Source organism: Marinobacter sp. V032, assembly GCF_052645435.1.
On sequence record NZ_JBQXYE010000001.1, the window covers coordinates 1,932,741 to 1,957,214 of the forward strand.

The 24,474-nt window shown below is 45.9% G+C and carries 23 protein-coding genes; all 23 read left to right on the plus strand.

The window, feature by feature from the left end:
- The first annotated feature begins 3 nt into the window (after window positions 1-3).
- The 23 genes from ACUN9X_RS08870 (at window position 4) to ACUN9X_RS08980 (ending at window position 24,473) form a co-directional block, all read left to right on the plus strand.
- Window positions 4-942: a Wzz/FepE/Etk N-terminal domain-containing protein gene (locus ACUN9X_RS08870; protein WP_445472822.1), complete on the plus strand. Its 939-nt coding sequence runs from the start codon at window positions 4-6 to the stop codon at window positions 940-942.
- 118 nt (window positions 943-1,060) lie between these two features.
- Window positions 1,061-1,822 carry a lipopolysaccharide biosynthesis protein gene (locus ACUN9X_RS08875; protein WP_445472823.1) on the plus strand — a complete coding sequence of 254 codons (762 nt, stop codon included), beginning with the start codon at window positions 1,061-1,063 and terminating at the stop codon, window positions 1,820-1,822.
- Window positions 1,823-1,958: 136 nt separating this feature from the next.
- Window positions 1,959-3,209 (plus strand): lipopolysaccharide biosynthesis protein, encoded by a 1,251-nt coding sequence (locus tag ACUN9X_RS08880; RefSeq protein WP_445472824.1) that lies wholly within the window; start codon window positions 1,959-1,961, stop codon window positions 3,207-3,209.
- Between the two features lie 24 nt (window positions 3,210-3,233).
- Window positions 3,234-4,220 carry an NAD-dependent 4,6-dehydratase LegB gene (locus ACUN9X_RS08885; RefSeq protein WP_445472825.1) on the plus strand — a complete coding sequence of 329 codons (987 nt, stop codon included), beginning with the start codon at window positions 3,234-3,236 and terminating at the stop codon, window positions 4,218-4,220.
- Window positions 4,213-5,373, plus strand: a complete 1,161-nt coding sequence (locus tag ACUN9X_RS08890; RefSeq protein ID WP_445472826.1) for a LegC family aminotransferase — start codon at window positions 4,213-4,215, stop codon at window positions 5,371-5,373. The genes ACUN9X_RS08885 and ACUN9X_RS08890 overlap by 8 nt, the downstream gene beginning before the upstream one ends.
- Window positions 5,370-6,536, plus strand: a complete 1,167-nt coding sequence (gene neuC, locus ACUN9X_RS08895; protein WP_445472827.1) for a UDP-N-acetylglucosamine 2-epimerase — start codon at window positions 5,370-5,372, stop codon at window positions 6,534-6,536. Before ACUN9X_RS08890 ends, neuC begins: the two co-directional genes overlap by 4 nt.
- A gap of 6 nt (window positions 6,537-6,542) precedes the next feature.
- Window positions 6,543-7,607: an N-acetylneuraminate synthase gene (gene neuB, locus ACUN9X_RS08900; protein WP_445472828.1), complete on the plus strand. Its 1,065-nt coding sequence runs from the start codon at window positions 6,543-6,545 to the stop codon at window positions 7,605-7,607.
- Window positions 7,604-8,227 carry an acetyltransferase gene (locus ACUN9X_RS08905; protein ID WP_445472829.1) on the plus strand — a complete coding sequence of 208 codons (624 nt, stop codon included), beginning with the start codon at window positions 7,604-7,606 and terminating at the stop codon, window positions 8,225-8,227. Before neuB ends, ACUN9X_RS08905 begins: the two co-directional genes overlap by 4 nt.
- Before the next feature lie 45 nt (window positions 8,228-8,272).
- Window positions 8,273-9,319, plus strand: coding sequence for a nucleotidyltransferase family protein (locus ACUN9X_RS08910; protein ID WP_445472830.1), 1,047 nt, complete (start codon window positions 8,273-8,275; stop codon window positions 9,317-9,319).
- Window positions 9,316-10,326 (plus strand): Gfo/Idh/MocA family protein, encoded by a 1,011-nt coding sequence (locus ACUN9X_RS08915; RefSeq protein WP_445472831.1) that lies wholly within the window; start codon window positions 9,316-9,318, stop codon window positions 10,324-10,326. Before ACUN9X_RS08910 ends, ACUN9X_RS08915 begins: the two co-directional genes overlap by 4 nt.
- Window positions 10,323-11,024 (plus strand): acylneuraminate cytidylyltransferase family protein, encoded by a 702-nt coding sequence (locus ACUN9X_RS08920; protein WP_445472832.1) that lies wholly within the window; start codon window positions 10,323-10,325, stop codon window positions 11,022-11,024. Before ACUN9X_RS08915 ends, ACUN9X_RS08920 begins: the two co-directional genes overlap by 4 nt.
- Window positions 11,008-11,772: an oxidoreductase gene (locus ACUN9X_RS08925; RefSeq protein WP_445472833.1), complete on the plus strand. Its 765-nt coding sequence runs from the start codon at window positions 11,008-11,010 to the stop codon at window positions 11,770-11,772. The genes ACUN9X_RS08920 and ACUN9X_RS08925 overlap by 17 nt, the downstream gene beginning before the upstream one ends.
- Entirely contained in the window at window positions 11,756-13,057 is a 1,302-nt protein-coding gene (locus ACUN9X_RS08930; protein WP_445472834.1) for a hypothetical protein, read from the plus strand. The genes ACUN9X_RS08925 and ACUN9X_RS08930 overlap by 17 nt, the downstream gene beginning before the upstream one ends.
- Complete coding sequence (locus ACUN9X_RS08935) at window positions 13,054-14,379, plus strand: surface carbohydrate biosynthesis protein (RefSeq protein ID WP_445472835.1); 1,326 nt, start codon at window positions 13,054-13,056, stop codon at window positions 14,377-14,379. Before ACUN9X_RS08930 ends, ACUN9X_RS08935 begins: the two co-directional genes overlap by 4 nt.
- A 47-nt stretch (window positions 14,380-14,426) precedes the next feature.
- On the plus strand, window positions 14,427-15,455 hold the full coding sequence (locus ACUN9X_RS08940) for a polysaccharide biosynthesis protein (protein WP_445472836.1): 1,029 nt from the start codon (window positions 14,427-14,429) through the stop codon (window positions 15,453-15,455).
- A 4-nt stretch (window positions 15,456-15,459) separates the two neighbouring features.
- Complete coding sequence (wbjC, locus tag ACUN9X_RS08945) at window positions 15,460-16,587, plus strand: UDP-2-acetamido-2,6-beta-L-arabino-hexul-4-ose reductase (protein ID WP_445472837.1); 1,128 nt, start codon at window positions 15,460-15,462, stop codon at window positions 16,585-16,587.
- Between the two features lie 56 nt (window positions 16,588-16,643).
- On the plus strand, window positions 16,644-17,783 hold the full coding sequence (wecB, locus tag ACUN9X_RS08950; RefSeq protein WP_445472838.1) for a non-hydrolyzing UDP-N-acetylglucosamine 2-epimerase: 1,140 nt from the start codon (window positions 16,644-16,646) through the stop codon (window positions 17,781-17,783).
- 1 nt (window position 17,784) lies between these two features.
- Window positions 17,785-19,002, plus strand: a complete 1,218-nt coding sequence (locus tag ACUN9X_RS08955) for a glycosyltransferase family 4 protein (RefSeq protein WP_445472839.1) — start codon at window positions 17,785-17,787, stop codon at window positions 19,000-19,002.
- Window positions 18,999-19,919 carry an NAD-dependent epimerase/dehydratase family protein gene (locus tag ACUN9X_RS08960; RefSeq protein WP_445472840.1) on the plus strand — a complete coding sequence of 307 codons (921 nt, stop codon included), beginning with the start codon at window positions 18,999-19,001 and terminating at the stop codon, window positions 19,917-19,919. The genes ACUN9X_RS08955 and ACUN9X_RS08960 overlap by 4 nt, the downstream gene beginning before the upstream one ends.
- Before the next feature lie 3 nt (window positions 19,920-19,922).
- Window positions 19,923-20,474 (plus strand): sugar transferase, encoded by a 552-nt coding sequence (locus tag ACUN9X_RS08965; RefSeq protein WP_445472841.1) that lies wholly within the window; start codon window positions 19,923-19,925, stop codon window positions 20,472-20,474.
- Between the two features lie 2 nt (window positions 20,475-20,476).
- Window positions 20,477-22,423: a polysaccharide biosynthesis protein gene (locus tag ACUN9X_RS08970; protein ID WP_445472842.1), complete on the plus strand. Its 1,947-nt coding sequence runs from the start codon at window positions 20,477-20,479 to the stop codon at window positions 22,421-22,423.
- A gap of 166 nt (window positions 22,424-22,589) precedes the next feature.
- Window positions 22,590-23,852, plus strand: coding sequence for a Vi polysaccharide biosynthesis UDP-N-acetylglucosamine C-6 dehydrogenase TviB (gene tviB / locus ACUN9X_RS08975; protein WP_445472843.1), 1,263 nt, complete (start codon window positions 22,590-22,592; stop codon window positions 23,850-23,852).
- 255 nt (window positions 23,853-24,107) lie between these two features.
- Window positions 24,108-24,473 carry a histone-like nucleoid-structuring protein, MvaT/MvaU family gene (locus ACUN9X_RS08980; RefSeq protein ID WP_260035784.1) on the plus strand — a complete coding sequence of 122 codons (366 nt, stop codon included), beginning with the start codon at window positions 24,108-24,110 and terminating at the stop codon, window positions 24,471-24,473.
- Window position 24,474 lies beyond the last annotated feature (1 nt).

The window sequence follows — 24,474 nt, forward strand, 5'->3', positions numbered from 1 at the left end:
TCTATGAATCAGCAAGTGACTTCCGTCCAGTATCGCGATATTGACGATGAAATTGATCTCAGAGAGCTCATTAAGACTGTTTGGGCTGGTAAGTGGTTAATCATTGTAACAACTTGCCTGTTTGCCTTGGGCGGCATATCCCTGGCGTTAACAAAGCCGGATATTTATACAGCGCAGGCCACGCTGGCACCAGTTTCAGGTGATGATGGCGGTAGCCTGAGCAAACTGGCAGGTCAGTTTGGCGGGCTGGCAAGCTTGGCAGGTATCAATATTGGTGCCGGGGGAGGGGCTGATAAAACGGCAATTGCACTTGAAGTGCTTAAATCACGATTGTTTTTGACGGAGTTTGTTCATCGGCACCATCTGGCAGTACCTCTAATGGCGACCGATGGGTGGGATCGGGAGGCTGGAAAGTGGCAGTACGATGCCGAGATCTATAATACTTCGGCCGGCCAATGGAATGAGGGACCTGACGGACGGAGTTTCCAGCCCACAGATTGGGATCTCGTCAAACGTTTCCGTGAGATCATGTCGGTTAGTGAAAGTAAAGACTCGGGAATGGTGACTGTTACAATAAAAAGTCAATCGCCGCCGGTCGCTAAACAGTGGGTTGACTGGCTAGTCGCCGATCTGAATGTGCGCCTCCGTGTGCAGGACATTGCTGCTGCAAACGCCCGTATCGATTACCTTGAAACCCAGCTCGAGCAGACCAGTGTTGCGGGCATGCAGCAGGTTTTCTATCAGTTGATTGAGAGTGAGACTCGCACGGTCATGTTGGCAAATGCGCAGCCGGAATATGTGTTTAGAACAATTGATCCTGCAGTTGTGCCCCAGGAAAGCAGCGGACCGAAGCGGGTGCTGGGTGTTTTACTGTCAATTATTTTGGGTGGAATGCTCGGCGTTTTCGCTGTGTTCATCCGCGCATTCGTTAAAAATCCCTGATGCCTGCCCGCATAATAGCGGTCAGAAGAGTCTAAACGACTGGTAACTGCAAACTTCCCATGCATAGCGTAAACTCCACCGGATTTTCGATTTAGCCCCTCTTTACTTAGGTAGTTGAATGAACGCTCGCTCTGATCACACAGCCTTACATGATGATGAGATTAGTCTTGTGGAGTTAGCTGCGGTGCTCGTTCGTCGTCGCCGATACTTTTATATCGTATTCGTGTTGGTTTTTGGCGTTGGCATGGTGTGGGCGCTACTAGCGCCAGCTCAATATCAGTATGTGAGCCTTTTTCAGACCGCTAAGTTATCTTCAAACGAATACCTTGAGTTACCTGCGACCACCATTGCGGTGATCAAGTCCCAGTGGCTGCCGGAAGCAAAAGCAACCTACTACAAGAAACATGGGCAGGCGCTAGGCATTGATGTAGTGCTTACTAACCCTGAAGGGACCGGTTTGATCAGGCTTGAATCAGAAGCTACGAGCGATGCAAAAGATCCAGTCACTGCGCTGCACCAGTTTTTGTTGGATAGTATACAGGAAAGCCTCCAGACTAAGATTAAGCAGAAAAAGGCGTCACTCGAACAAAGCCTGACGGCCACGCACCGCGTAATCGAACAGTTGATGTCCAGCGACAATGGCGGAAACGCGCTGGCCGCAGCATACGAGCGGCAGATAAGCCTTCAGGGCAAACTAGATTCTTTGACTGACACCTCGAACTTGACCGTCGCGAGAGAGGGCAGTGAGCCAATAGGTCCGAAGCGAGCTCTCATCGTTGCGATGTCGATATTGCTAGCGCTAATAGCCGGCGTTTTTTTTGTATTTATGGCTGAGTTTTTTGGGCGAGTTCGGTACGCAGTCGTAGGGCAGCGTGTTTGACGTTACTCAGGATCGGTAGTCATCAGCTGCTTTAATACCAGGGCATTGTGATGTGCTAGAAAGGGAAGAGTTTCGAGAAAAAGGAATGTCATTTGTGGAGTATAAACGAAGACTCGGGCTGGGAGCCTTACAATAAATGACAGCTCGACTCCTCAATTTTGGCCTTAGAGGTTTGACTCTTGGCATAAAGTTTATATTTATTCTTTCTTTAGCTGTGTTTTTGCCTCCGGAAACGGTAGGGCTCTATGGTTTAGTTGCGGTAACTGTAGCTTACTCCATTTATTTCGTTGGGATTGAATTTTACACCTTCAGTACCCGGGATATAGTAGCTCGTCCTAAGAGTGAGTGGTCTGGGTTGCTCATGAGTCAGGCTTTTTTTTTCGTATTAATGTACGTTTTGGTTCTCCCTGCATTCAGTGTTTTCTTCTGGTTAGAGATGCTCCCTTGGGAAATTTTTGTCTATTTTCTGCTGTTAGTTGTTCTTGAACATTTATCTACGGAGTTAACACGCCTTTTAGTTGTCATTGGGCGCCCTTTGTTAGCGACGGTAGTTATTTTTACCAAGCAGGCGCTCTGGGCCGTGTTGTTCACATTTTCTATGTGGCTTGATCCAGAACTTAGAAATATCAATGCGCTAATGGTGTTTTGGATGCTTGGCGCCTCAGTGGCCACGGCAATCGGAGTGGTTCCGCTGCTACGCTTGAATTGGTCGGGGGTACTTAAACGGATTGACTTGAAGTGGCTTCGGCATGGAATTTTGGTTGCGGTACCTCTTCTGATTTCTTCGGTAGCAGTGAAATCACTTTTTACATTTGATCGATATGCATTTGAAGGTTTGAATAACCTGGCATTATTAGGTGCTTATAGCGTGTATATGGGGGTTGCCTCGGCAATGCTTTCATTCATGGAGTCAGGCGTATTTGTTTTCTACTACCCGAAAATGATGAAGTCATACAAACAGAATAACTTTGAGGAATTTGAGCGCGCTTATCAAGATTTGCGGAAACAGTCAGTGCTATGGCTTTCTATTTTAGTACTAGGTGCGTCGACTGCCGGAGTCGTAATTTTTCCTTACATTGATGAGCCTGTGTATGCTGAAAACATAATGCTTTTTCTGACGATTATTGTTGCGGTAGCCTTGTTTATAGTTGGGTATGTGTTTCAATTTGGCTTGTATGCTACTGCTAGGGATCGGGATATTGTGACAGCAAACTTGACGGGATTAGTTTCGGCTGGAGTTTCACTATTTTTGTTAGCTCAACACTCTTCTTATTGGGCTGTCACCGCTTCGATGATTGTAGGAAGTGTGGTTGCCAGCGGATTAAAATACTGTAAGTGGATGAATGTACGACGCGAGCTTCAGCTTGAGTCACAGTCAGTTACTTGAAAATGGCAGAATTGGAAGAACACTATGAATAATGAAACGGTTTTGATCACCGGGGCGGATGGCTTTATCGGTTCTCATCTCACTGAACTTTTGGTGCGTGAGGGCTACAAGGTAAAAGCGCTATCACAGTACAACTCTTTCAATTACTGGGGATGGCTTGAAAACATCGATTGCCTAGGGCAGGTCGAGGTTCTTAACGGCGATGTGCGTGATCCCCATTACTGCAAACATATTACTAAGGGCATAGACATTGTCTATCATCTGGCAGCGTTGATTGCGATTCCATATTCCTATGTAGCACCAGACAGCTATGTGGATACTAACGTTAAAGGCACCTTGAATATCTGCCAAGCTGCCTTGGACAATGGTGTGAAACGAGTAATTCATACCTCCACCAGTGAGGTCTACGGAACAGCTCAATACGTGCCGATCGACGAAAAACACCCGGTTCAGCCGCAATCTCCTTATAGTGCCTCCAAAATTGCTGCTGATGCCATGGCAATGAGCTTTTACAACGCATTTGACCTGCCGGTTACCGTAGCTCGCCCGTTTAATACCTATGGCCCCCGCCAATCCGCTCGAGCAGTAATTCCCACCATTATTACCCAGATCGCTGCTGGAGAGAAATCTATCAAACTTGGAGACGTATCTCCAACCAGAGACTTTAATTACGTAGAAGACACCTGCCGAGGGTTCTTGGCGCTAGCCAATTCGGAGAAAACTGTGGGGGAAACGGTTAATATTGCATCTAATTATGAAATTTCTGTTGGCGACACATTGAATCTTATTAAGAAACTAATGAATAGCGATGTTGAATTTATTACGGAAGACCAGCGCCTCCGTCCTGGCAAGTCGGAAGTGTTCCGGTTGTGGGGGGACAACTCAAAGATTCAAACGTTGACTGGTTTTTTGCCGGAGCATTCCATCGAAGACGGACTTCAAAAAACAATTGATTGGTTTGCCAAGGCAGGCAACCTTAAGCACTACAAAGCTGGTATCTACAATGTCTGAAGTGTCGGTAAATCGGCTGGTTGAATTTGTAAAGAACTATTACGGAACCAACGAATTTATACCGTTGCATGCACCTGTATTCAAGGGTAACGAACAGGCCTACGTGGCAAATACAATTGCTTCGACGTTTGTCTCTAGTGTTGGTGCGTACGTGAGTCGCTTTGAACAAGATCTCGCAGCATATACTGGTAGCGAGTCAGCCGTAGCTACTGTGAATGGCACGGCCGCTCTTCACGTTTGCCTTAAACTGGCGGGGGTGTCTCCCGGTGATTTGGTCATTACCCAGGCCCTCACGTTCGTTGCAACCTGCAATGCCATCAAGTATTGCGGCGCCGAGCCAGTGTTCGTTGATGTTGATGAAACCAATCTTGGCCTTTGCCCGACTGCTTTAGATGAGTGGCTGCAAGTGCACGCGGATTTAGATTCATCAGGAAATTGCGTTGAGCGGGAGACTGGGCGCCTAATTTCTGCTTGTTTGCCGATGCATACTTTCGGACATCCGTCAAATCTGGCTGGACTTGTTCGGGTTTGTGGTCGTTGGAATATCACGCTTGTCGAAGACGCTGCTGAATCGCTGGGGAGTTTCTATAAGGGCAGGCACACAGGTACATTCGGAAAGTTGGCTGCTGTGAGTTTTAACGGGAACAAAATTATCACTACAGGTGGTGGTGGCATGATTCTTTGCGATAGTAAAACTGCGGAGCGCGCAAAGCATTTGACGACGACGGCAAAGAAGCCTCACTCCTTTGAGTACGTTCACGATGAAGTTGGTTTCAACTACCGATTGCCTAATATCAACTCAGCTCTAGGTGTCGCGCAAATGGAGCAGCTGCCCGGGTTTCTTGCTGAAAAGCGTGCTTTGGCAGCCGAATACAGGCAGCTTCTTAAAGGGACTGAGCTTCAGTTCGTTGACGAACCTGAAGACTGTACGAGCAATTTTTGGTTAAACGCTGTGCTATGTCCAGATCACGAATCAAGAGATCATTTAATCGAACTGACCAATGCCAACAGCGTAATGACGCGGCCTGTATGGCAATTAATGTGTGATCTTCCAATGTACGAGAATTGCACGCGGGGAAAACTCAATACCTCACGGAGCATAGCTCAGCGTCTTGTCAATCTTCCCAGCGGTGTGAAGCCAGATAAGCTATGAAAAAAATTGCGATATTTACAGGAACGCGCGCAGACTATGGGCTGCTGTATCCTCTACTTTTGAAGTTGAAGGGCCATCCAGAACTCGAATTGCAGCTTATTGTTAGCGGTATGCACCTTTCGCCGCAATTTGGAGAAACTTGGCGGGCCATCGAAGCGGATGGGTTTGTTATCGATGCGAAGGTTGAAATGCTTCTGGCCTCTGATTCAAGCTGCGGCGTTGCCAAGTCTATGGGTGTCGGCGCGATAGGTTTTGCTGATGCTTTGGAGCGTTTACGCCCTGACTGCCTGGTAATTTTGGGGGATCGTTATGAGGCTTTGGCGATTGCCCAGGTGGCTGTAGTGATGCGTATTCCAATCGCTCACCTGCACGGGGGGGAACTCACTGAAGGGGCATATGACGACCCGATACGTCACGCAATTACTAAGTTGTCGCACTACCATTTTGTTGCATGCGAGGATTATCGTAAACGTGTGATTCAGATGGGAGAATTTCCGGAACTTGTCTGGAACGTAGGCGCTTTGGGTTTAGAAAATATTCGGACAGTGCCTCGGGTCACGCTTTCCGAAATAAACCAGAAGTTTAATATCACCCTCAAGCAACCGTTTCTTCTGGTTACCTTCCATCCCGTCACCGCCGGGGACGAAAACAGCGACCAAACCTTAGATAACCTCCTGAAAGCGCTTGATGAGTTTCCCGCACACCAAGTGATTCTTACCTATCCGAATTCCGACAACGGGGGCTACCGCTTGATTAAGGCTATCGAGCGCTACGCACGCGAGCGCGCGAGTAGAGTGTATGCTGTGCAGTCGCTGGGTATGCAGTGTTACCTGAGTGCGGTAGACCTGAGTGATGCTGTCATCGGTAACTCGTCCAGTGGAATCATCGAGGTACCTTCGCTCGGGACGCCCACAGTTAATATTGGTGTCCGCCAAAAGGGGCGTCTGGCGGCAGATTCAGTCCTGCATGCGGGAACCAGTCTTGAAAATATCCGGATGGCGATTAATAAGGCGCTGTCACCCCAGGCGCAACGTATTTCTGAGACCTGTGAGAATCCTTACGGTAACGGTGAAACATCGACGAAAATTGTTGATGTTTTGCGGGAACAACAGCCCTTTCGACCCAAGGTGTTCTACGATATCCCTGCGCCTCTTGAGGAATAAAATCCAATGGTACGAGTGATAGCAGAGGCTGGAGTCAACCATAACGGCAATCGTCACATGGCTTTCCAGTTAATTAAAGTAGCGGCGGAGTCCGGCGCTGACGCGGTAAAGTTCCAAACATTCAACGCGGAGCGGCTAGCAGCACTGACGGCTCCAAAGGCCAAGTATCAGCAGGCCACTACCGATGTTTTGGAAAGCCAGTTAGCAATGTTAAAGAAACTCGAGTTGCCGGCCGAATGGCATGCTGATCTGCAACGTTATGCAGATGAGCTTGGTATTACGTTTATATCAACTGCCTTCGATTTACAAAGTCTCGCATTCCTACAGACATTGGACTTACCGTTTTACAAAGTCCCGTCTGGGGAAATTACGAATGGTCCCTTGCTGCTGGCATTTGCACAAACTGGCAAGGAGCTAATTATTTCGACGGGGATGGCAACGCTGAGTGAAGTTGAGCAGGCGCTCGCGATTGTCGCATACGGCTACGCTCACGATGGGGAACCGGAAAGTATGGAGCAGGTCTGGCATTTTTGGAGTACGCCGGATGCGCACGTATGTTTGAATAGTCGAGTGTCGTTGCTCCATTGTACTTCCCAGTATCCCACGCCGATGAAAGAAGTAAATCTATCGGCTATTGGTACCCTCAAGAACGCTTTCGGTTTGCCTGTCGGTTACTCTGACCATACTCAAGGTCTCGTTATACCAATCGCAGCGGTAGCGTTGGGGGCAAGTGTCATAGAAAAGCACTTTACACTGGACCGCACTTTACCAGGGCCGGATCACAAGGCATCTCTGGAGCCGGGTGAGCTCACGGAATTGGTCAGCAATGTTCGAGACATTGAGTTGGCCATGGGCAGCGGCGTTAAAAAACCACAACCTAGCGAGTGGGATACCCGTCAGGCTGCTCGGCAACAGGTAATCTTTAGTGAACCAGTAGAAAGAGGCACAAGAATTAAGCGAAGGTCTTTAACGACTGCGCGTTGCGGGAGAGGCCTTACTCCAGTATCGCTTTGGGGTATGGTAGGTAAGGCTGCGCCAGAATCCTATCAAAAGGGAGATGTGCCAGAGTGAATGTCAAGCCAATGGCTGATCTCCAAGGAAAACACTGTATTTTGATCGGAGCCGGCGGGCACGCGAAAGTCGTGCAGGAGCTCGCAGAGGTTTGTGGTGCCACCATACTGGGAGTCTGTGACCCAAAGTTTGAGGCGAAAGGCGAACAACACTGGAACGGACTCAAGGTTTTGGGGGGGGACGAGCACCTATCTTACCAGGATTCGGAGAGCGTCTTTTTGCTCAATGGTATCGGTATGCTTCCCGGGAGCGGGCTCCGTCGAGATGTATTCAACCGGTTTGCCGCAATGGGTTTCTTTTTCCCCCCGCTGATTCATCCCGCTGCCTGGGTTTCTTCCCATGCTTTAGTGGATCAGGGGGCGCAGATAATGGCAGGAGCAGTGATTCAGCCGGGTGCGAACATTGGTATTAATACAATTGTTAATACCTGCAGTTCTGTTGATCATGATTCACAGGTAGGCTCCCATTGCCACTTGGCCCCAGGGGCAACACTGTGTGGTGATCTGCGAGTTGGTGACGGCAGTTTTATAGGCGCTGGTGCTACGATAATACAGGCCGTGAATGTAGCGGCGAGCAAAATGGTCAAAGCTGGGGCGCTCGTGACCAGAGATGTTCTCTGAGTATCTTATAGATGATTTTCATTTCATAAACGGAATACCTGACACATGAAAAAGTGGCAAAACATTCTGATTCGACCGGATATCGCGCTGGAACAAGCCATTTCGGTGCTCGATAAAGGCGGGTTACGAATTGCCCTGATTGTAACAAATGATCAAAGGTTAATAGGAACACTGACCGACGGTGACATTCGTCGTGCCCTATTAAAACATATTCCCTTGGACGCACCCGTAAAGGAAGTGATGTGCCGAACTCCGCACGTTGCAGACGCTGATTGGTCTAGGGATAAAATGCTTTCTGTCATGGAAAACCTGGAATTGCTGCAGATCCCGATCGTTGATGCTAGAGGTCGCGTGGTAGGTCTGGAAACTCTCCATGGCTTGGTGGAGCGGCGGACTGTCCGAAACCCGGTATTCCTGATGGCGGGTGGTTTCGGTACACGCCTACGACCACTGACCAATGAATGCCCAAAACCGCTACTTAAAGTAGGGGACAAGCCCATTTTGGAATTGATTCTCGAGAGCCTAGCTAATGCAGGTTTCTCCCGGTTCTTTATTTCTACTCACTATCTTCCGGAAATGATTCACGAGCACTTTGGTGATGGCTCTCAATGGGGGGTATCAATTGAATACGTACACGAAGATGAGCCGCTTGGAACTGGTGGTGCTCTAGGCTTGCTGCCAAAAAGCAGTATTGATCTGCCGTTAATTATGATGAACGGAGACTTGCTCACCACGGTGAACTATCGAGGGTTGCTTGATTTCCATGTGGACCAAGGCAGCGTGGCGACAATGTGCGTTCGCGAGTACGAACACCAGATTCCATACGGGGTTGTCCAGACAGACGGTACCTACATCTGCAGCATGGAGGAAAAACCAGTTCAGAAGTGCTTCATCAATGCCGGAATCTATGTCGTATCGCCAGAGTTAGTGCATGCGGTTGAAAAAGGTCGGCGGGTGGATATGCCCACGTTACTTGAACAACAGATGGCTACAAATCAAAAAATATCGATGTTTCCTGTACATGAGTACTGGCTAGATATTGGTAAGATGGACGACTTCAAAAAAGCACAAAAAGAAGTCGATCTCTTATGACCAGTGCGCACCTGAAGACCGCCCTAGTGGTTGGCAGCGGAAGTATAGCCAAAAGACATATCAAAAACCTGCGTCAGCAGTTCCCTGATTCATCGGTAGTCTGTGTGAGTTCTACTGGCAGAAAGGTAAACGCCTCAGAAGTTGGTGCTTCAAGCGTGGCAGCCAATTTGGATATTGCTATAAGCATGGCACCGGATTTTGCCATCGTAGCGTCACCGGCATCTTACCATCTCAACCACGCAAATCAGCTACTGGCCGCAAATATACCGGTGCTTATTGAGAAGCCCTTGTGTGTATTGCGCACTGAGCTTGAGGCCTTCAGACTGACGCAATTCAGTTCCTGTATCGGGGTTGCCTATAATCTTAGGTTTATGCCCGCCGCTAGAATAGTAAAAAGGCTTTTGGACGAAGAAGCTATTGGCAAAGTCAGCACGGTCTTTGTTGAAGTTGGTCAATACCTTCCAGATTGGCGGCCGGAAAGCGATTACCGTACCGGCGTGTCTGCGAGAAAGGATTTGGGTGGCGGAGCGTTGCTTGAGTTGAGCCACGAACTCGATTATATCAATTGGTTTTTTGGGCCATTTTCTCGGTCGTTAGGGGTCATGCGTAGCACTGGAGCCTTGGAGACCGATGTTGAAGACACTGTGGAGGCTTTGCTAGAGCGGCGAGATGGTCTAATAGCTCATATTCATTTGGATTTTCTTCAGCGGCAAGCTAGCAGAAGTTTCAAGGCGGTCGGGGAGCTAGGGACCATTGTTTGGGACCTGATGTACAATGATGTAAAGCTTCTGCGGCCGAACGGGGTTATTGAACAGGTTTGTGCAGAGCCGTCGTATGATAGGAATCAAATGTACATTGATCAGGTGAATGCATTTGTCGACTTTGTTCACGGCAAAGCAACTTTTGAGTCGACGCTGAATTCTGCCATGAGAGTAATGAGTCTTGTTGAATCTATTAGGGCGTCCAGCGAACAGTCCGCCTGGGTTGACGTGGAGAGTGTGTCGTGAAAAAGATATTTGCGTTTGTATTCGCCAGAGGAGGGTCCAAAGGGCTGCCCGGAAAGAATTTATTGCCAATTGGTGGCGTGCCATTAATTGGTCATTCGATAAATATAGCAAAAAAACTACCTCAGGTATCAAAGATATTTGTATCAACTGATGATGCAGAGATTAAGAAAGTGGCGGAGATCTACGGTGCTGAGGTGATCAACCGCCCCGAAGAGTTGGCGGGGGATACATCACCGGAGTGGGAAGCGTGGCGGCATGCGATCCGTCATGTTGAAGATGCCGGAGAAGAATTTGATGTTTTTCTTAGTCTGCCAGCAACGAGCCCCTTACGTTCCAGCGACGACGTGCTGGCTGCTCTAAATGCTCTAACAACTGATACGGACGCGGTTATAACGGTGACACCCGCATCCCGGAGCCCGTTCTTTAATATGGTATCGAGGGCACCTGATGGGATATCTAAAATCCTGATGCCAGATGGCGGGATTTTCAGGCGCCAGGACGCCCCAGAAGCTTTCGATATAACAACAGTGGCTTATGTTCTTACTAAAACGTTCATCGCTGAAAAGAGTTCACTTTTCGATGGTAAGGTTAGATCGGTTATCGTGCCAAAGCAGCGGGCAGTTGATATAGATGACAACCTGGACTTTAAGTTTGCGGAATTGCTCTATACAGAGGCTTGCAATGTTACTGGAAAATAAAGTTATTTTGATCGTTGGTGCAGGCGGATTGCTTGGTCGTGAAATTGTTCGGTCTGTGGTGCGTGAGGGGGCGAGAGTGATTGCTGCCGATATCAAGCAACATTTGGTTGATCCTTTGGCGCAGGAACTTGGGCAAGACCAAGTTCTTCCACTAGAGATTGATATTACCGATAAGGATGCGGTTGGAGAAGTATTTACTATCGCCGAACAGAAGTGGAAGCGTATTGACGGTGCAGTCAACACAGCTTACCCGCGCAATGAGAATTATGGACGAAAGGCATTAGATGTTACGTATGAGGACTTTTGTGAGAACGTAGGGTTGCATCTGGGTGGCTATTTTTTATTTATGCAACAGTGTGCCTGTTATGCAAAAGAAAGCGGAGAGCCTTTTTCACTTGTCAACCTCTCATCTATATATGGTGTTATAGCTCCAAGATTTGACATATATAATAAAACAGATATGACTATGCCAGTCGAATATGCCGCTATCAAATCCGCACTTTTACATCTTAACTCTTACTTCACTGCTTTTATGAAAGGTACGGAATTTAGGGTTAATGCTGTGAGCCCCGGTGGATTGTTGGACAAGCAAGATGAGATTTTCGTAAGTGCTTACAATTCCTATTGTCGATCAAAGGGAATGCTAGATAAAAGTAGTATTGTGGGGGCCGTTAGTTTTCTACTGTCTGATCTTTCTCAATTCATCTGCAGTCAAAATTTAATAGTTGACGATGCGTTCACTGTTTAGTTCTTCTGTTTTAAAAGAAGGTAGAGTTTTCACTCCTGAATCTAGGAGAATTTACCTAATTTTTATTATAATTAATGTTATTGTTTTTTTAGCTGTTGTTTTGTTGCCTGTAGAGGCAAAAAATTCTAATTACGTTTTTTTGTTTTTCATAAATCTTATTTTTTTCAGCGTAGTGTCCATTGTTAGCTTTTTGATTTTCAAATCAAGAGCTATAGAACATTGCTCAGAGTTCACGGAATTCCAAATCAGGTGTGCAAAGAAAAACGTAATGTACTGCTGTGTCGCGTCTATTGTTGGCGGTGCATTAGTCGGATATGACAGGGTTTTCGTCAGAGGCATAGACTATTCGAAGGGACTTCGAGCCGCACGTTACGAATGGTTAGCATCTGATGGCGGGTCTTTTTTCAGTGTTTTTGGTAATATTTTAGTTCCTTTTTGTTTTGTTGGAATCTTTTTTCTGATCGTAAATTCGAGGTTTTTTAAAGCTGCTTCTTTCTTTCTATATTTTGCTCTATTTCTCTCTGTTGTCTTTTTTCATGCTGCTTTAAATGGTGGGCGAAGTAATATACTGCTAGTTATTGTTATCGTTGTTATCGCATTAGCTTTAAGGAATGATCGTATAAATGTAAAAACATGGATTAAAGTGAGCTTTCTATGTGTTTGCCTATCTTTTGTTGCTTTTTTCTATGTTGCAAAAATCATAAAGTCAAGCGCATCAATGGGGCATGTGGATCTTAGTGTGTTGCTGGTTAGGGCTGTTGATGGTTTACAGGGAAAATTTGTGGAAGGATATGCAGTTCAAAGCTCTTCGGACATAGAGCTATTGTTCCTTTATATCTCCTCCTATCTTGTGCACGGGCAATGGACTGCGCAGGCAATTCCGGATTTGGTTTACATGCCAGGAAGTTACTTTTTATATCCATTCAGCGTGATATTGGCAAGGTTGAAAATAATTGAAAGCCCGCTTGAGCAAGGCGCTTTCTCCGACGTGGGAGCCTTTGTTTCGTTGCCCGCTGCTATATATTATGATTTTGGGTTTTTAGGGTTGGCTTTTTTATCCACTATAATTGGCATTCTGTTTGGCTTTTGCCTTCTTTTTTTTAAAAGTCGTTCAAGAGTTCGAGGCTGGGCCTTGGGCTTTTCTATCTACTTATTATTTGTTGTTTTTCTATCGCCGGTAATACCTGCTTATGGTTTTTCTTATTTGAATTTTATTGTTTTTTCTTTTTTTGTTTTGGGTTTTATAAATAGATTGTTTTTTGGTAAGAGATATCGGTTGATATGAAATCAAAAATTAATTCTCCTAATATACTTGTAATTTATGAGCGAAAAAATCGCGAGCTTGAAACGGCTATTCTGCTGCAGAGTAAATTTCTTGAAGCGGGTATAGATTGCCGAATCACTCAGTTCTATTGGGGCTTTGACTTTAATCTTTTTAAGGGTGCTCCGGATATTTTAGTAGTACCTCATTTATATAATGATCTTAGTGTCGCTCGACTTATTGCAAGATATGGAAGGCCAAAGGCCATAATCAATCTTCAGTATGAGCAAGTTCTTTCGGATAAATGGGAAAAGCTCGGGCACCACAATCCATCGGCCAGCGCAAAAAATGGGTTTCATGTGTGCTGGGGTAGTGAGACGGCTACTCGACTGGTAAATTTCGGAGTTCCAGAGGACCGCCTACTGATGATCGGTGCACCTCATTTGGATTTGATGAGTCGAGCCAGTCATGACGTTTGTCTGAATATAAAGAAGGAGTTAGGTGAAAGATTCTCAATAGGTTTTGATTCGGATTGGGTTTTATTTCTTTCCAGCTTTACATATGCGGATATTTCCCCTTATCGATTACGCATGAATGAAACGGTTTCTGGGTCAAATCTTAGTGATTTTGTTTATATTCATACGGAATCAAGGAACCATATAATTTCCTGGTTAGAGGCAGCTTTGCTCGCCAATCCAAACAAGAATTTTATCTACAGGCCTCATCCTGATGAGCTTAGCTTAGCTGTTGTTAATCAATTAGAGGATGAGTATCGAAATTTCCGAGTCGTGTCGTACGGCTCTGCGAAGCAATGGATAATGGCGTCTGATATAATACTGTCTTGGTACTCAACTACAGTAGTAGAGTCGCACTATTTAAATAAGATGTATCAGATTTTACGCCCGTGTACTTTGCCAGATAACTTTGATAGTGTTTTGCTAAAAAAGGCGAAATTCATCACAACGAAAGAAGAATTCCTTAAATCTTTTAAATTTAATTCTGAGAAGAACTTTCCTTTGAAAAGTTCGGATGTTTTAGCCTATTACGATAATATAAGTGGCGATATTGCATCGGATAAATTGGTTGGATTTGCTTCTTCACTTTTAGGTGCCGAACCGGTTGCAAGATTTGATGTATCTAAAATTAGTGTTTTAAAGGCAAAATTGATCTCATTTGGAGCCTTTGGTGTTTTCGCTTTATATGTGTTCTCAAAAAAATATCATGTTGATCGGTTTTTTAGAAAAATCACCTTTTTAGATAGATGGTTTTCAGAATTTGAAAATCAGTTTTTTGATTGCAAAGAAGTTGAAAGTATCAAGGCAAGCATCAAAAATTATTGTAGTTAATGGTAGTGTTTTTGAGGTTAATGCATTCTAAAATAAAGTAAGGTGCTATGTTTAATAACCGAATTTTACTAATTACCGGCGGTACTGGCTCCTTTGGCAATGCTGTGCTCCGCCGCTTCCTGAAATCTGACCTTGCCGAAATTCGAATTCTCAGTCGGGACGAAAAGAAGCAAGACGACATGCGTAAACGGTATAATAACCCTAAGTTAAAATTTTATATCGGCGATGTACGTGATTACCAGTCTGTTTTGAACGCCGTTCGGGGCGCTGACTTTATATATCACGCTGCCGCGCTCAAACAGGTGCCTTCTTGCGAATTCCATCCTATGGAGGCGGTAAAGACCAATGTGCTTGGCACGGAGAATGTTCTTGAAGCTGCCATCGCGTGCGGTGTCAAGCGGGTAGTGTGCCTTAGTACAGATAAAGCGGTTTATCCAATTAATGCTATGGGTATTTCGAAGGCAATGATGGAAAAAGTAGTCGTTGCTAAGTCTCGATCCAGCGATCAAACGGTGATCTGTTGCACTCGTTACGGAAACGTGATGGCTTCCAGGGGCTCCGTTATTCCATTGTTCGTTGATCAGATTAAGGCGGGTATACCTATCACGATTACAGATCCGCATATGACCCGGTTCATGATGACGCTTGATGACGCAGTCGATCTGGTTTTGTTTGCTTTTGAACATGGAAATTCCGGCGAAATTTTTGTTCAGAAAGCTCCGGCTGCAACTATTGAAACTTTGGCCTATGCACTCACGGAGCTGCTAGGTGTTCCGAAGCATGAAGTACGCGTAATCGGGACTCGTCACGGAGAGAAATTATTTGAAGCTTTACTCAGTCGTGAGGAAATGGTATCAGCGGAAGAGCTTGAAGGTTATTACCGTCTTCCCCCAGACCTGCGAGACTTAAACTATGGAAAATATGTCGAACAGGGAGAAAAGGGGATCTCTGAAGCGGTTGACTATAATTCCCACAATACCGTCAGGCTGGATAAAGCTGGCATGCAGCAATTACTGATGAAGCTGGGTTTTATTCAAGCTATTGCTAAAGGCGAAGACGCGGAACCTCAGGACTGATTTTATGCGGGTGGTAATTACGGGAGCAAACGGTTTTATCGGCAGAAATCTGCGACAGCATTTGTCAGAAAGGCGAGATGTTGGGGTTTCTCTCATTACTCGCGAGTCTTCCGATGATGATCTTTGTGAAGCGCTTCTAAAATCAGATTTTGTATTTCATTTAGCCGGAGTGAATCGCCCTCAAAATGTAAGCGAGTTCACGGAAGGCAATACAGACCTGACTGCCAAAATCGGCCGGATGTTGATGTTGAGGGCAAAAAAAACAGGAGAGAAAATACCCCTGCTTATTACGTCGTCTACTCAGGCTGCTATTGATAACGACTATGGTATTAGTAAGCGGAATGGCGAAATTGAAGCGAAGAATTCCGCAGATGAAGGGGAGTTTCCGCTATACATTTTCCGCTTACCAAATGTTTTCGGTAAGTGGTCGCGCCCGAACTACAACTCTGCTGTTGCAACCTTTTGTCATAACATAGCTCGCGACCGGCCCGTTCAGGTTAATAATGCTAATGCGGAGGTTTCGTTGGTTTATGTAGACGACGTGATTAATCGTTTTCTGCAACTACTGGATGGTGCTCGTCCGAACCCAGACTTTGAAGGTTTTGAGCAGGTTCAGCCTCAATATACGATCACTGTTGGCACTCTAGCTGAAACCATACGTGCATTTAAATGTAGCCGAGAATCGTTGATTACGGAACGGGTAGGGCAAGGTTTGGTGAGGGCGTTGCACTCGACCTACCTCAGTTTTCTACCGCCGGAAAGCTTTTCCTATATTGTTCCCCGGCATGGCGACGCCCGTGGTGTTTTTGTTGAGATGCTCAAAACACCGGACTGTGGCCAGTTTTCCTATTTTACCGCTCACCCCGGAGTTACACGCGGCGGGCATTATCATCACTCCAAAACTGAGAAATTCTTGGTCATTAAGGGTAAGGCCCGCTTCAAATTTCGCCAAGTTCAGACGGGCGAAGAGTATGAGCTGACCACTGAGGGCGAGCAGGCGGAGATTGTGGAAACGGTGCCGGGCTGGACCCATGACATTACGAACATCGGTGATGATGAATTGGTAGTCATGCTTTGGGCCAACGAGATTTTTAATAGGGACAATCCGGATACTTTTGCTTGTCCGCTTTAGTTTCCCGCATGTGTATCTGGAATTTGGTCAAAAAATAATTGAGTGCAGCTCTTGCTATGAAGAAACTTAAAGTAATGACGGTTGTGGGTACGCGCCCTGAAATAATTCGCCTTTCCCGCGTCTTTGCCCAGCTGGATCAGTTTTGCGAACATACTTTGGTCCATACTGGTCAGAATTACGATTATGAACTGAATCAGGTGTTTTTCGACGATCTAAATATACGTAAGCCGGACTATTTTCTTAACAGTGCCGATGGTAGTAAGAGTGCAGCTAACACTATTGGTAACCTTATCTCTGCAGTGGATGAGGTCCTGGAGGACGTGAATCCAGAGGCCTTGTTAGTGCTTGGTGATACCAATAGCTGTTTGTCGGTTATTCCGGCAAAACGCCGTAAAGTGCCTATCTTTCACATGGAGGCTGGTAACCGCTGCTTTGATCAGCGAGTACCAGAAGAGACAAATCGTCGCATCGTTGATCATACTGCGGATATTAATCTAACCTACAGCGCGATTGCGCGCGATTACCTGTTGCGCGAAGGGGTACCCCCGGATCAGGTCATTAAAACCGGCAGCCCAATGTTTGAGGTGTTGAGCCACTACCGGGTACAAATAGATGCTTCGGATGTGCTCCAGCGGCTGGGTTTAAGGGCGCGCGAGTATTTTGTTGTAAGTGCGCACCGTGAAGAAAATATAGAGTCTGAGCGCTCGTTCAATAAGCTCGTTGAAACGCTGAACAGCGTTGCGGAAGATTATGACGTTCCGGTGATTGTATCTACTCATCCGCGCACTCAGAATCGCATCAATAACACTGGTTCAGTATTTCACTCCCAGGTGCAGTTGTTAAAGCCGTTAGGTTTTCACGATTATATAAAACTTCAGCTTTCTGCAAGAGCAGTTTTGTCGGACAGCGGTACTATCAATGAGGAGTCTTCGATTCTGAACTTCCCTGCGCTGAATCTCCGTGAGGCTCATGAGCGTCCTGAGGGTATGGAAGAGGCGGCAGTAATGATGGTGGGCCTTGATTCTGAGAGGGTTCGGCAGGGACTGGGAATTCTGGAGACTCAGGCTCATGGTGATACTGATCGCACGCTACGATTGGTGGCTGATTACAGCATGCCTAATGTATCCGAGAAAGTGGTTCGTATTATTCACAGCTATACCGATTACGTGAATCGTATAATTTGGAAAAAATATTGATATGAATATTTTGGTAGTGACGCAATATTTTTGGCCAGAGAATTTTCGAATAAATGATCTGTGTGAGGGACTTTCGGAGCGGGGGCATAAAGTCACCGTTCTTACAGGGCACCCTAATTATCCTGAAGGAAAAGTATATACCGAATACAAAAGGGATCCGAGTTCATATAAGAGTATTGGGGACATAAATATCGTTCGTGTTCCTCTAATTTCGAGAGGAAAAAACTCTTTTTCATTAGTACTTAACTATATTTCTTACGCTATTTCCGCAATTTTTTTAGGTTCTTTAAAGTTAAAAAAAATTGATTTCGATATTGTTTTTTGTTGTCAGCTTTCACCAATAACAGTAGCGTTACCAGCAATAGTATTTAAGAAAAAACGCAAAATTCCACTAGTGATGTGGTCTCTTGATCTTTGGCCGGAATCATTGATTGCAGTAAATAAGGTGAAAGGATCTTTTGCTTTAAATGTTTTAGGGCGTCTCGTTTCATATATTTATCAGCGCTGCGATGTTATATTGGGGCAAACTGAATCTTATTTAAAGTCTGTTGATAAATATAACAAGGGCTCGGCTTTTTTAAAGCTTTTTCCTAATTGGGCGGAAAGGCTTTTCGACAATGTAGAGGTGTCTGACAGAAATAATGATTGCTTCAGAATAATATTTGCTGGAAATCTCGGTGAAGCCCAGGATTTGGCGTCGTTAGTTGAGTGCGCAAAGATATTGAAGTCAAAAAAATGTAATGTAGTTTTTGATATCGTTGGAGATGGTAGTAAGAGGGCTTGGTTTGAAGGTGAGGTTATAAAAAATGACCTTTGTGCATTTTTTAATTTTTATGGTAGGCAGCCACTTAGCTTGATGCCTGAATATTACTCAAAAGTAGATATGGCATTGGTCACACTAAATAAAGATTATATATCATCAAGAACTATTCCTGGAAAAATTCAATCATATATGATGGCAGGGTTGCCAGTATTGGCTATGCTAGATGGGGAGGGGGCAAAGTTAATAGAAGTTTCAAATTGCGGGTTTTCGTGTGATTCTGGTGACTTTACTTCCCTTGCAATGTGTATTGTGAGTTTATCTGAGTTTGATAAAAATACTTTAGAAAAAATTGGAGGAAACGGGACTTTATATGCTAACAATAATTTCTCAAGAGAACGTATATTTGATTCTTTAGAAGATATTTTTAAAAATGCAATAGAGGGGAGGCTGCATTGAAATGCTTGGTAAGCGGGGCGTCTGGATTTATAGCTCAAGCTGTCATTAGAAGTGAATGTTCCCATCTATTTAGTACTGTTGGAAGGAAGGATGTTGGTGGCAGTCATTCAAATATTAATGTAATTGATGGTTGCACCGACTGGAGTGATGCTTTGACCGGACAGGAAGTTGTAATACATACGGCAGCAGTAGCTCATCAAGGGGGGGGGGCGAGTGATGATTTGCTTTATCTTTATAGCGAGGTGAATGTTAAAGGTACATTAAACTTAGCCCAACAAGCGTTCGATAATGGAGTTCAACGCTTTATATTTATTAGTAGTGTTGGGGTCTTAGGTGTAGAGAGTAAAAAACCATTTAAAGTGTGCGATGATGCTGATCCCCATAATGGCTACACCAAGTCGAAATATGAAGCAGAGGTTGGATTAATGAAGATTGCTAATGCTACCGGGATGGAGGTTGTTATTATACGGCCACCGTTAGTGTATGGGTTTTACGCTCGAGGTAGTTTTGCGTCGCTAGTCCGCTGGGTAAAAAAAGGGGTGCCGTTGCCGCTGGGTGCTGTTCGTAATAAACGTTCACTTGTTGGTATCGATAATCTAGTGAGTCTTATTGTTACCTGCATAGATCATCCCGCCGCTGCTAACCAAACCTTTCTCGTAAGCGATGGAGAGGATTTATCAACTACAGAATTGCTACGATCGGTTGCGAATGCTATGGGTAGGCACACATGCTTGGTTCCTGTTCCTTCAGTGTTGCTAAAGTGGGGCGCTACTTTATTGGGGAAGAAAAACGTGGCGCAACAACTACTCGGTTCTCTTCAAGTGGATATTAGTTATACTAGAGAACGCTTGGGTTGGATGCCACCGCTGACGCTTCAGCAAAGCCTTGAGCGTTGTTTTGAACCGAAACGGGATTAATTTGTGCAGCGTTTTTTTGATTTTTCACTTTCCTTGGCGGGCTTAGTTCTCGGGTTCCCAGTTTTGCTTTCACTTTATATTATTGGTCTATTCGATACCGGTTTCCCCATTTTTAAGCAGGAGCGTGTGGGGCGGGATAGATATCCCTTCACTCTGGTCAAATTCCGCACGATGGCTGTTGATACTTCTTCTGTTGCCAGTCACTTGGCAAACAGTTCATCTATCACCAAATTTGGTCATTTTTTACGTCGAACCAAGTTGGATGAGTTGCCTCAGTTATGGAATGTTATTAAAGGAGATATGAGCTTGGTAGGACCGCGCCCCTGCTTGTTCAATCAAGAGGAGTTGATAGTAGAGCGCGAGCGTCGTGGTGTGTTGAAAGCTCGACCCGGCATCACCGGTCTGGCGCAAGTTAATAATATCGATATGTCTACCCCAGTCTTACTTGCTGAAACAGACGCGAAGATGCTCGCAACCCTCACCTTGGGCGCCTATTTTAAATACATAGCGATGACGGTGCTGGGCAAGGGTGCTGGTGATCGAATAAAGGGCTGATTATGCTTCAATATTTTTTAGGGTTCCCGCGTGTCTATAAGCGAATCATCTCTGTAGCCTCTGATGTGTTTTTCTTGTTTTTCGCAATTTGGGCTGCATACGCTCTTCGACTGGAGCACCAACTTTGGCTTCCCAGTGCCGACCAATTTATAGTTTCAACTGTCTCCGTTGCATTCACCATCGTGGTCTTCATTCGCCTCGGCCTCTACCGTGCAGTAATTCGCTATATGGGTGATCAGGCGTTATTGACGATTACCTATGGTGTGGTGTGGTCAAGCCTTTCGCTGATTGTTCTGGGGTATCTGTTTCAGGTTTTCGTGCCGCGTTCAGTGCCAATTATCTACGGCGCGTTGGCTTTTGTGTTTGTCGCTGGGACACGGCTCGGCGTGCGTGCACTGGTGAATCGTCCTCTTCAGCGCTCCAAGGAATCTGTAGCGATTATTGGCGCAGGTGAAACGGGCATGCAGCTGGCTTCAGCCCTATCGCAAGGCACCGAGTTTAGACCAGTTGTTTTTGTGACGTTTGAACCGTCGAACCATAAATCGATGGTTAATGGTTTGCCAGTTGTCAGTATTGAACACATTGAAAAAAACATGACGCGTTACAGGGTGCAGCGCCTTCTGCTTGCACTGGATGTCAATACCAAGGTTGACCGCAAGGCGCTCTTGAAACAATTAGAGCCTTTGTCTATCCCCGTTCAAACTGTGCCCTCAATGTCTGAGTTGGTAGCGGGGCAAGCGCGCATAAACGATATTCGAGACCTTGAAATCGAAGATCTATTAGGGCGTGAGCCGGTCCAGCCTGATGCTGCGATTGTGGCGCGGAGCTTGTTTGGTAAATCCGTTATGGTGACAGGCGCTGGTGGGTCGATTGGCTCCGAACTCTGTCGACAGATTCTTCGCCACAAACCCAAAGTGCTTGTGTTGTTTGAGCGCTCAGAATTTGCGCTCTATTCGATTGAAAAGGAATTAGAGTCTATCAATTCGATAGAGGGTTTGGCGGTCGAGATTCACCCAGTGCTCGGATCGGTCGTGCATCGGCGTCGATGCGAATCCGCCATGCGCGCCTTTGGTACACAGATTGTTTATCACGCAGCGGCTTACAAACATGTTCCGCTGGTTGAGCAGAACATCATTGAAGGGGTGCAGAATAATACGTTTGGTACCTGGCACACGGCGGAGGCGGCAATCGCAGCCGGAGTTGAGCGGTTTGTACTGATATCAACGGATAAGGCGGTGAGACCGACCAATGTTATGGGTGCTACCAAGCGGCTTGCGGAGCTTGTTTTGCAAGGATTGGCCCAGCGACAAACGAATACTCATTTTTCAATGGTTCGCTTCGGGAATGTGTTGGGCTCATCTGGATCGGTCGTGCCTTTGTTTAGAGACCAGATTCGTGATGGGGGGCCTGTCACCGTAACCCATCCCGATATCATCCGTTATTTCATGACGATTCCTGAAGCAAGTCAGTTGGTGTTGCAGGCCGGCAGCATGGGGCAGGGCGGCGAGGTGTTCGTCCTGGATATGGGAGAGCCTGTTAGAATTGCCGATCTCGCGCGCAAGATGGTGAGCCTGATGGGGCTGGTAGAAAAGACGGAAAAGAAACCTGAAGGTGATATTGAGATAGTCTTCAGTGGATTGCGTCCCGGAGAGAAACTTTTCGAAGAGCTGCTCATTGGGGATAACCCGCAAGGCACGGCGCACCCGCGTATTATGATGGCGCGAGAGGTGTCCTTGCCGTGGGCTGAGGTTGAGCAACTGCTGGCACAGTTGACAGCTGCAAGCCAGGCATTTGACTGCGGTACGGTAATTGATGTTCTTAAAACAGCGCCGACGGGTTATCAGCCTAATAGCGATGTCTCAGATCTGGTGTGGTGTCGTGTGGATGACGCTGCAGCCTCCGAAGTGCCGGTCAGTGCGAAAGTGAGTCGCCTGACCTTTAATAAATAATGATTTATTTATTGTGCATGAACGCGGAACTGTTTGAATTTTTGGTGGTAAAAAAGTCAAAAAACATCCCCGGTGTGGCTATTTCAGTAAGCACCTAAAAGATTTGGTGCGCTGCGTAATGAATGAGCTCATCGTGAAGGCTAAATTGAAAAGGAATGGAATCTAGATGAAAAAGTTAGCCGTTATTGGATTGGGCTACGTCGGGTTGCCGTTGGCGGCGGCCTTTGGCGAAAAGCACACTGTTAAAGGTTTTGATATTAATTCAAAACGTATCGCTGAGTTGAATGAAGGCGTTGACGCTACTCTGGAAGTATCGCGAGAAGAGCTCAATGCTGCAGATGGCTTAACGTTTACTTCGGTTATTGAGGAGATCAGCGATTGCCAGATTTTTATCGTGACAGTGCCTACGCCGATTGATGAATTCAAATCGCCGGATTTGACACCGTTGGTGAAGGCCAGCGAGACCATCGGGAAGGTGTTGAAATCGGGCGACATCGTCATATACGAGTCCACCGTTTATCCTGGAGCAACGGAAGAGGTTTGTGTGCCGATTCTTGAGCGAGTATCCGAACTTGTATTTAACAAGGATTTCTATGCTGGCTATAGTCCTGAGCGCATTAATCCCGGGGATAAGGAGCATCGGGTTACATCCATCAAAAAAGTCACTTCCGGATCAACGCCCGATATTGCAGATGAGATTGATGCACTTTATGCGAGCGTGATTACCGCTGGGACCTATAAAGCAACGTCTATAAGGGTGGCTGAAGCGGCTAAAGTTATTGAAAACACTCAACGCGATGTCAATATTGCGTTAATGAATGAGTTGTCGATGATATTTTCGCGCATGGGAATCGACACGCATGAAGTGCTGGCTGCGGCTGGCACCAAGTGGAATTTTTTACCATTCAAGCCTGGTTTGGTCGGTGGTCATTGTATCGGTGTCGATCCTTATTATTTAACCCATAAAGCACAAGCTGTGGGTTATCACCCTGAGATGATATTGGCCGGTCGTCGGGTAAACGACGGGATGGGGGCTTATGCTGCATCGTCTCTGATTAAGGCTATGATTCGGTCTGGCCAGACAATTGCGGATTCGCGGGTCTTGGTGTTAGGGCTGACGTTCAAGGAAAACTGTCCGGATTTGCGCAATACCAAAGTAATTGATGTAATCCGTGAACTTGAAGATTTCGGTTGCAAGATAGATGTCGCAGATCCTTGGGCGAACAATGAAGAGGCTGAACACGAATACGGTCTTTCGCTTTGTTTTGATCCCCAATCCGGTGACTATGATGCTGTTATATTGGCTGTTCCGCATCGGGATTATTCTGAAATGGGCGCTGCAGCGCTCCGCTCTTACCTGAAGCCCCGTGGTGTGCTTTATGATCTGAAAGGGGTGCTGAACAAAGCGGATTCTGATCTAAGGTTGTGATGACTATTTGATCCAGAAAAATTGATGTTATTGTTAGGTTTAAAAGAGCGAGCTTAGGGGCTCGCTTTTTTGTGCGTGTTTCATTTTTTATGATTAAATAACGGTAAATAATACCCTTGGCTATTATTGTGATTAAGTTTGATCTATTTGGTGCCTTGACTTATCATTTGCGGACTCAGTTTCCGGTATCGATTTTATTCGATTTCAAATGTTGAGTATCAAGATCCATGTCTTTTGACGTAGAAGGTAATATCCATGGCAAAGATTAACGACTACTACCAGAAAAAGCAGCTTATGGATAAGCTCGCAGAGGAACTGCGCCGGCTCGAAGATGATAGTTCGCTTAAGCACGAACTCGAGTTTGAAGAAAAGATTCGTGGCTTGATGGATGAATATAACAAGTCCGCAAAAGATGTATTGCAGGTCCTGGGTGCAATTGACCCTTCAGTATCATCTGTCAAAGCAGAGGGCGCCTCTTCTCGGCCCAAGCGTCCGTTGAAGACATATAAAAACCCTCACTCCGGCGAAACCGTTCAGACTCGTGGTGGCAACCACAAAACGCTGAACGAGTGGCGCGAGAAGTACGGTAAGGAAGCGGTTCAGGGCTGGCAACAGAACTGAG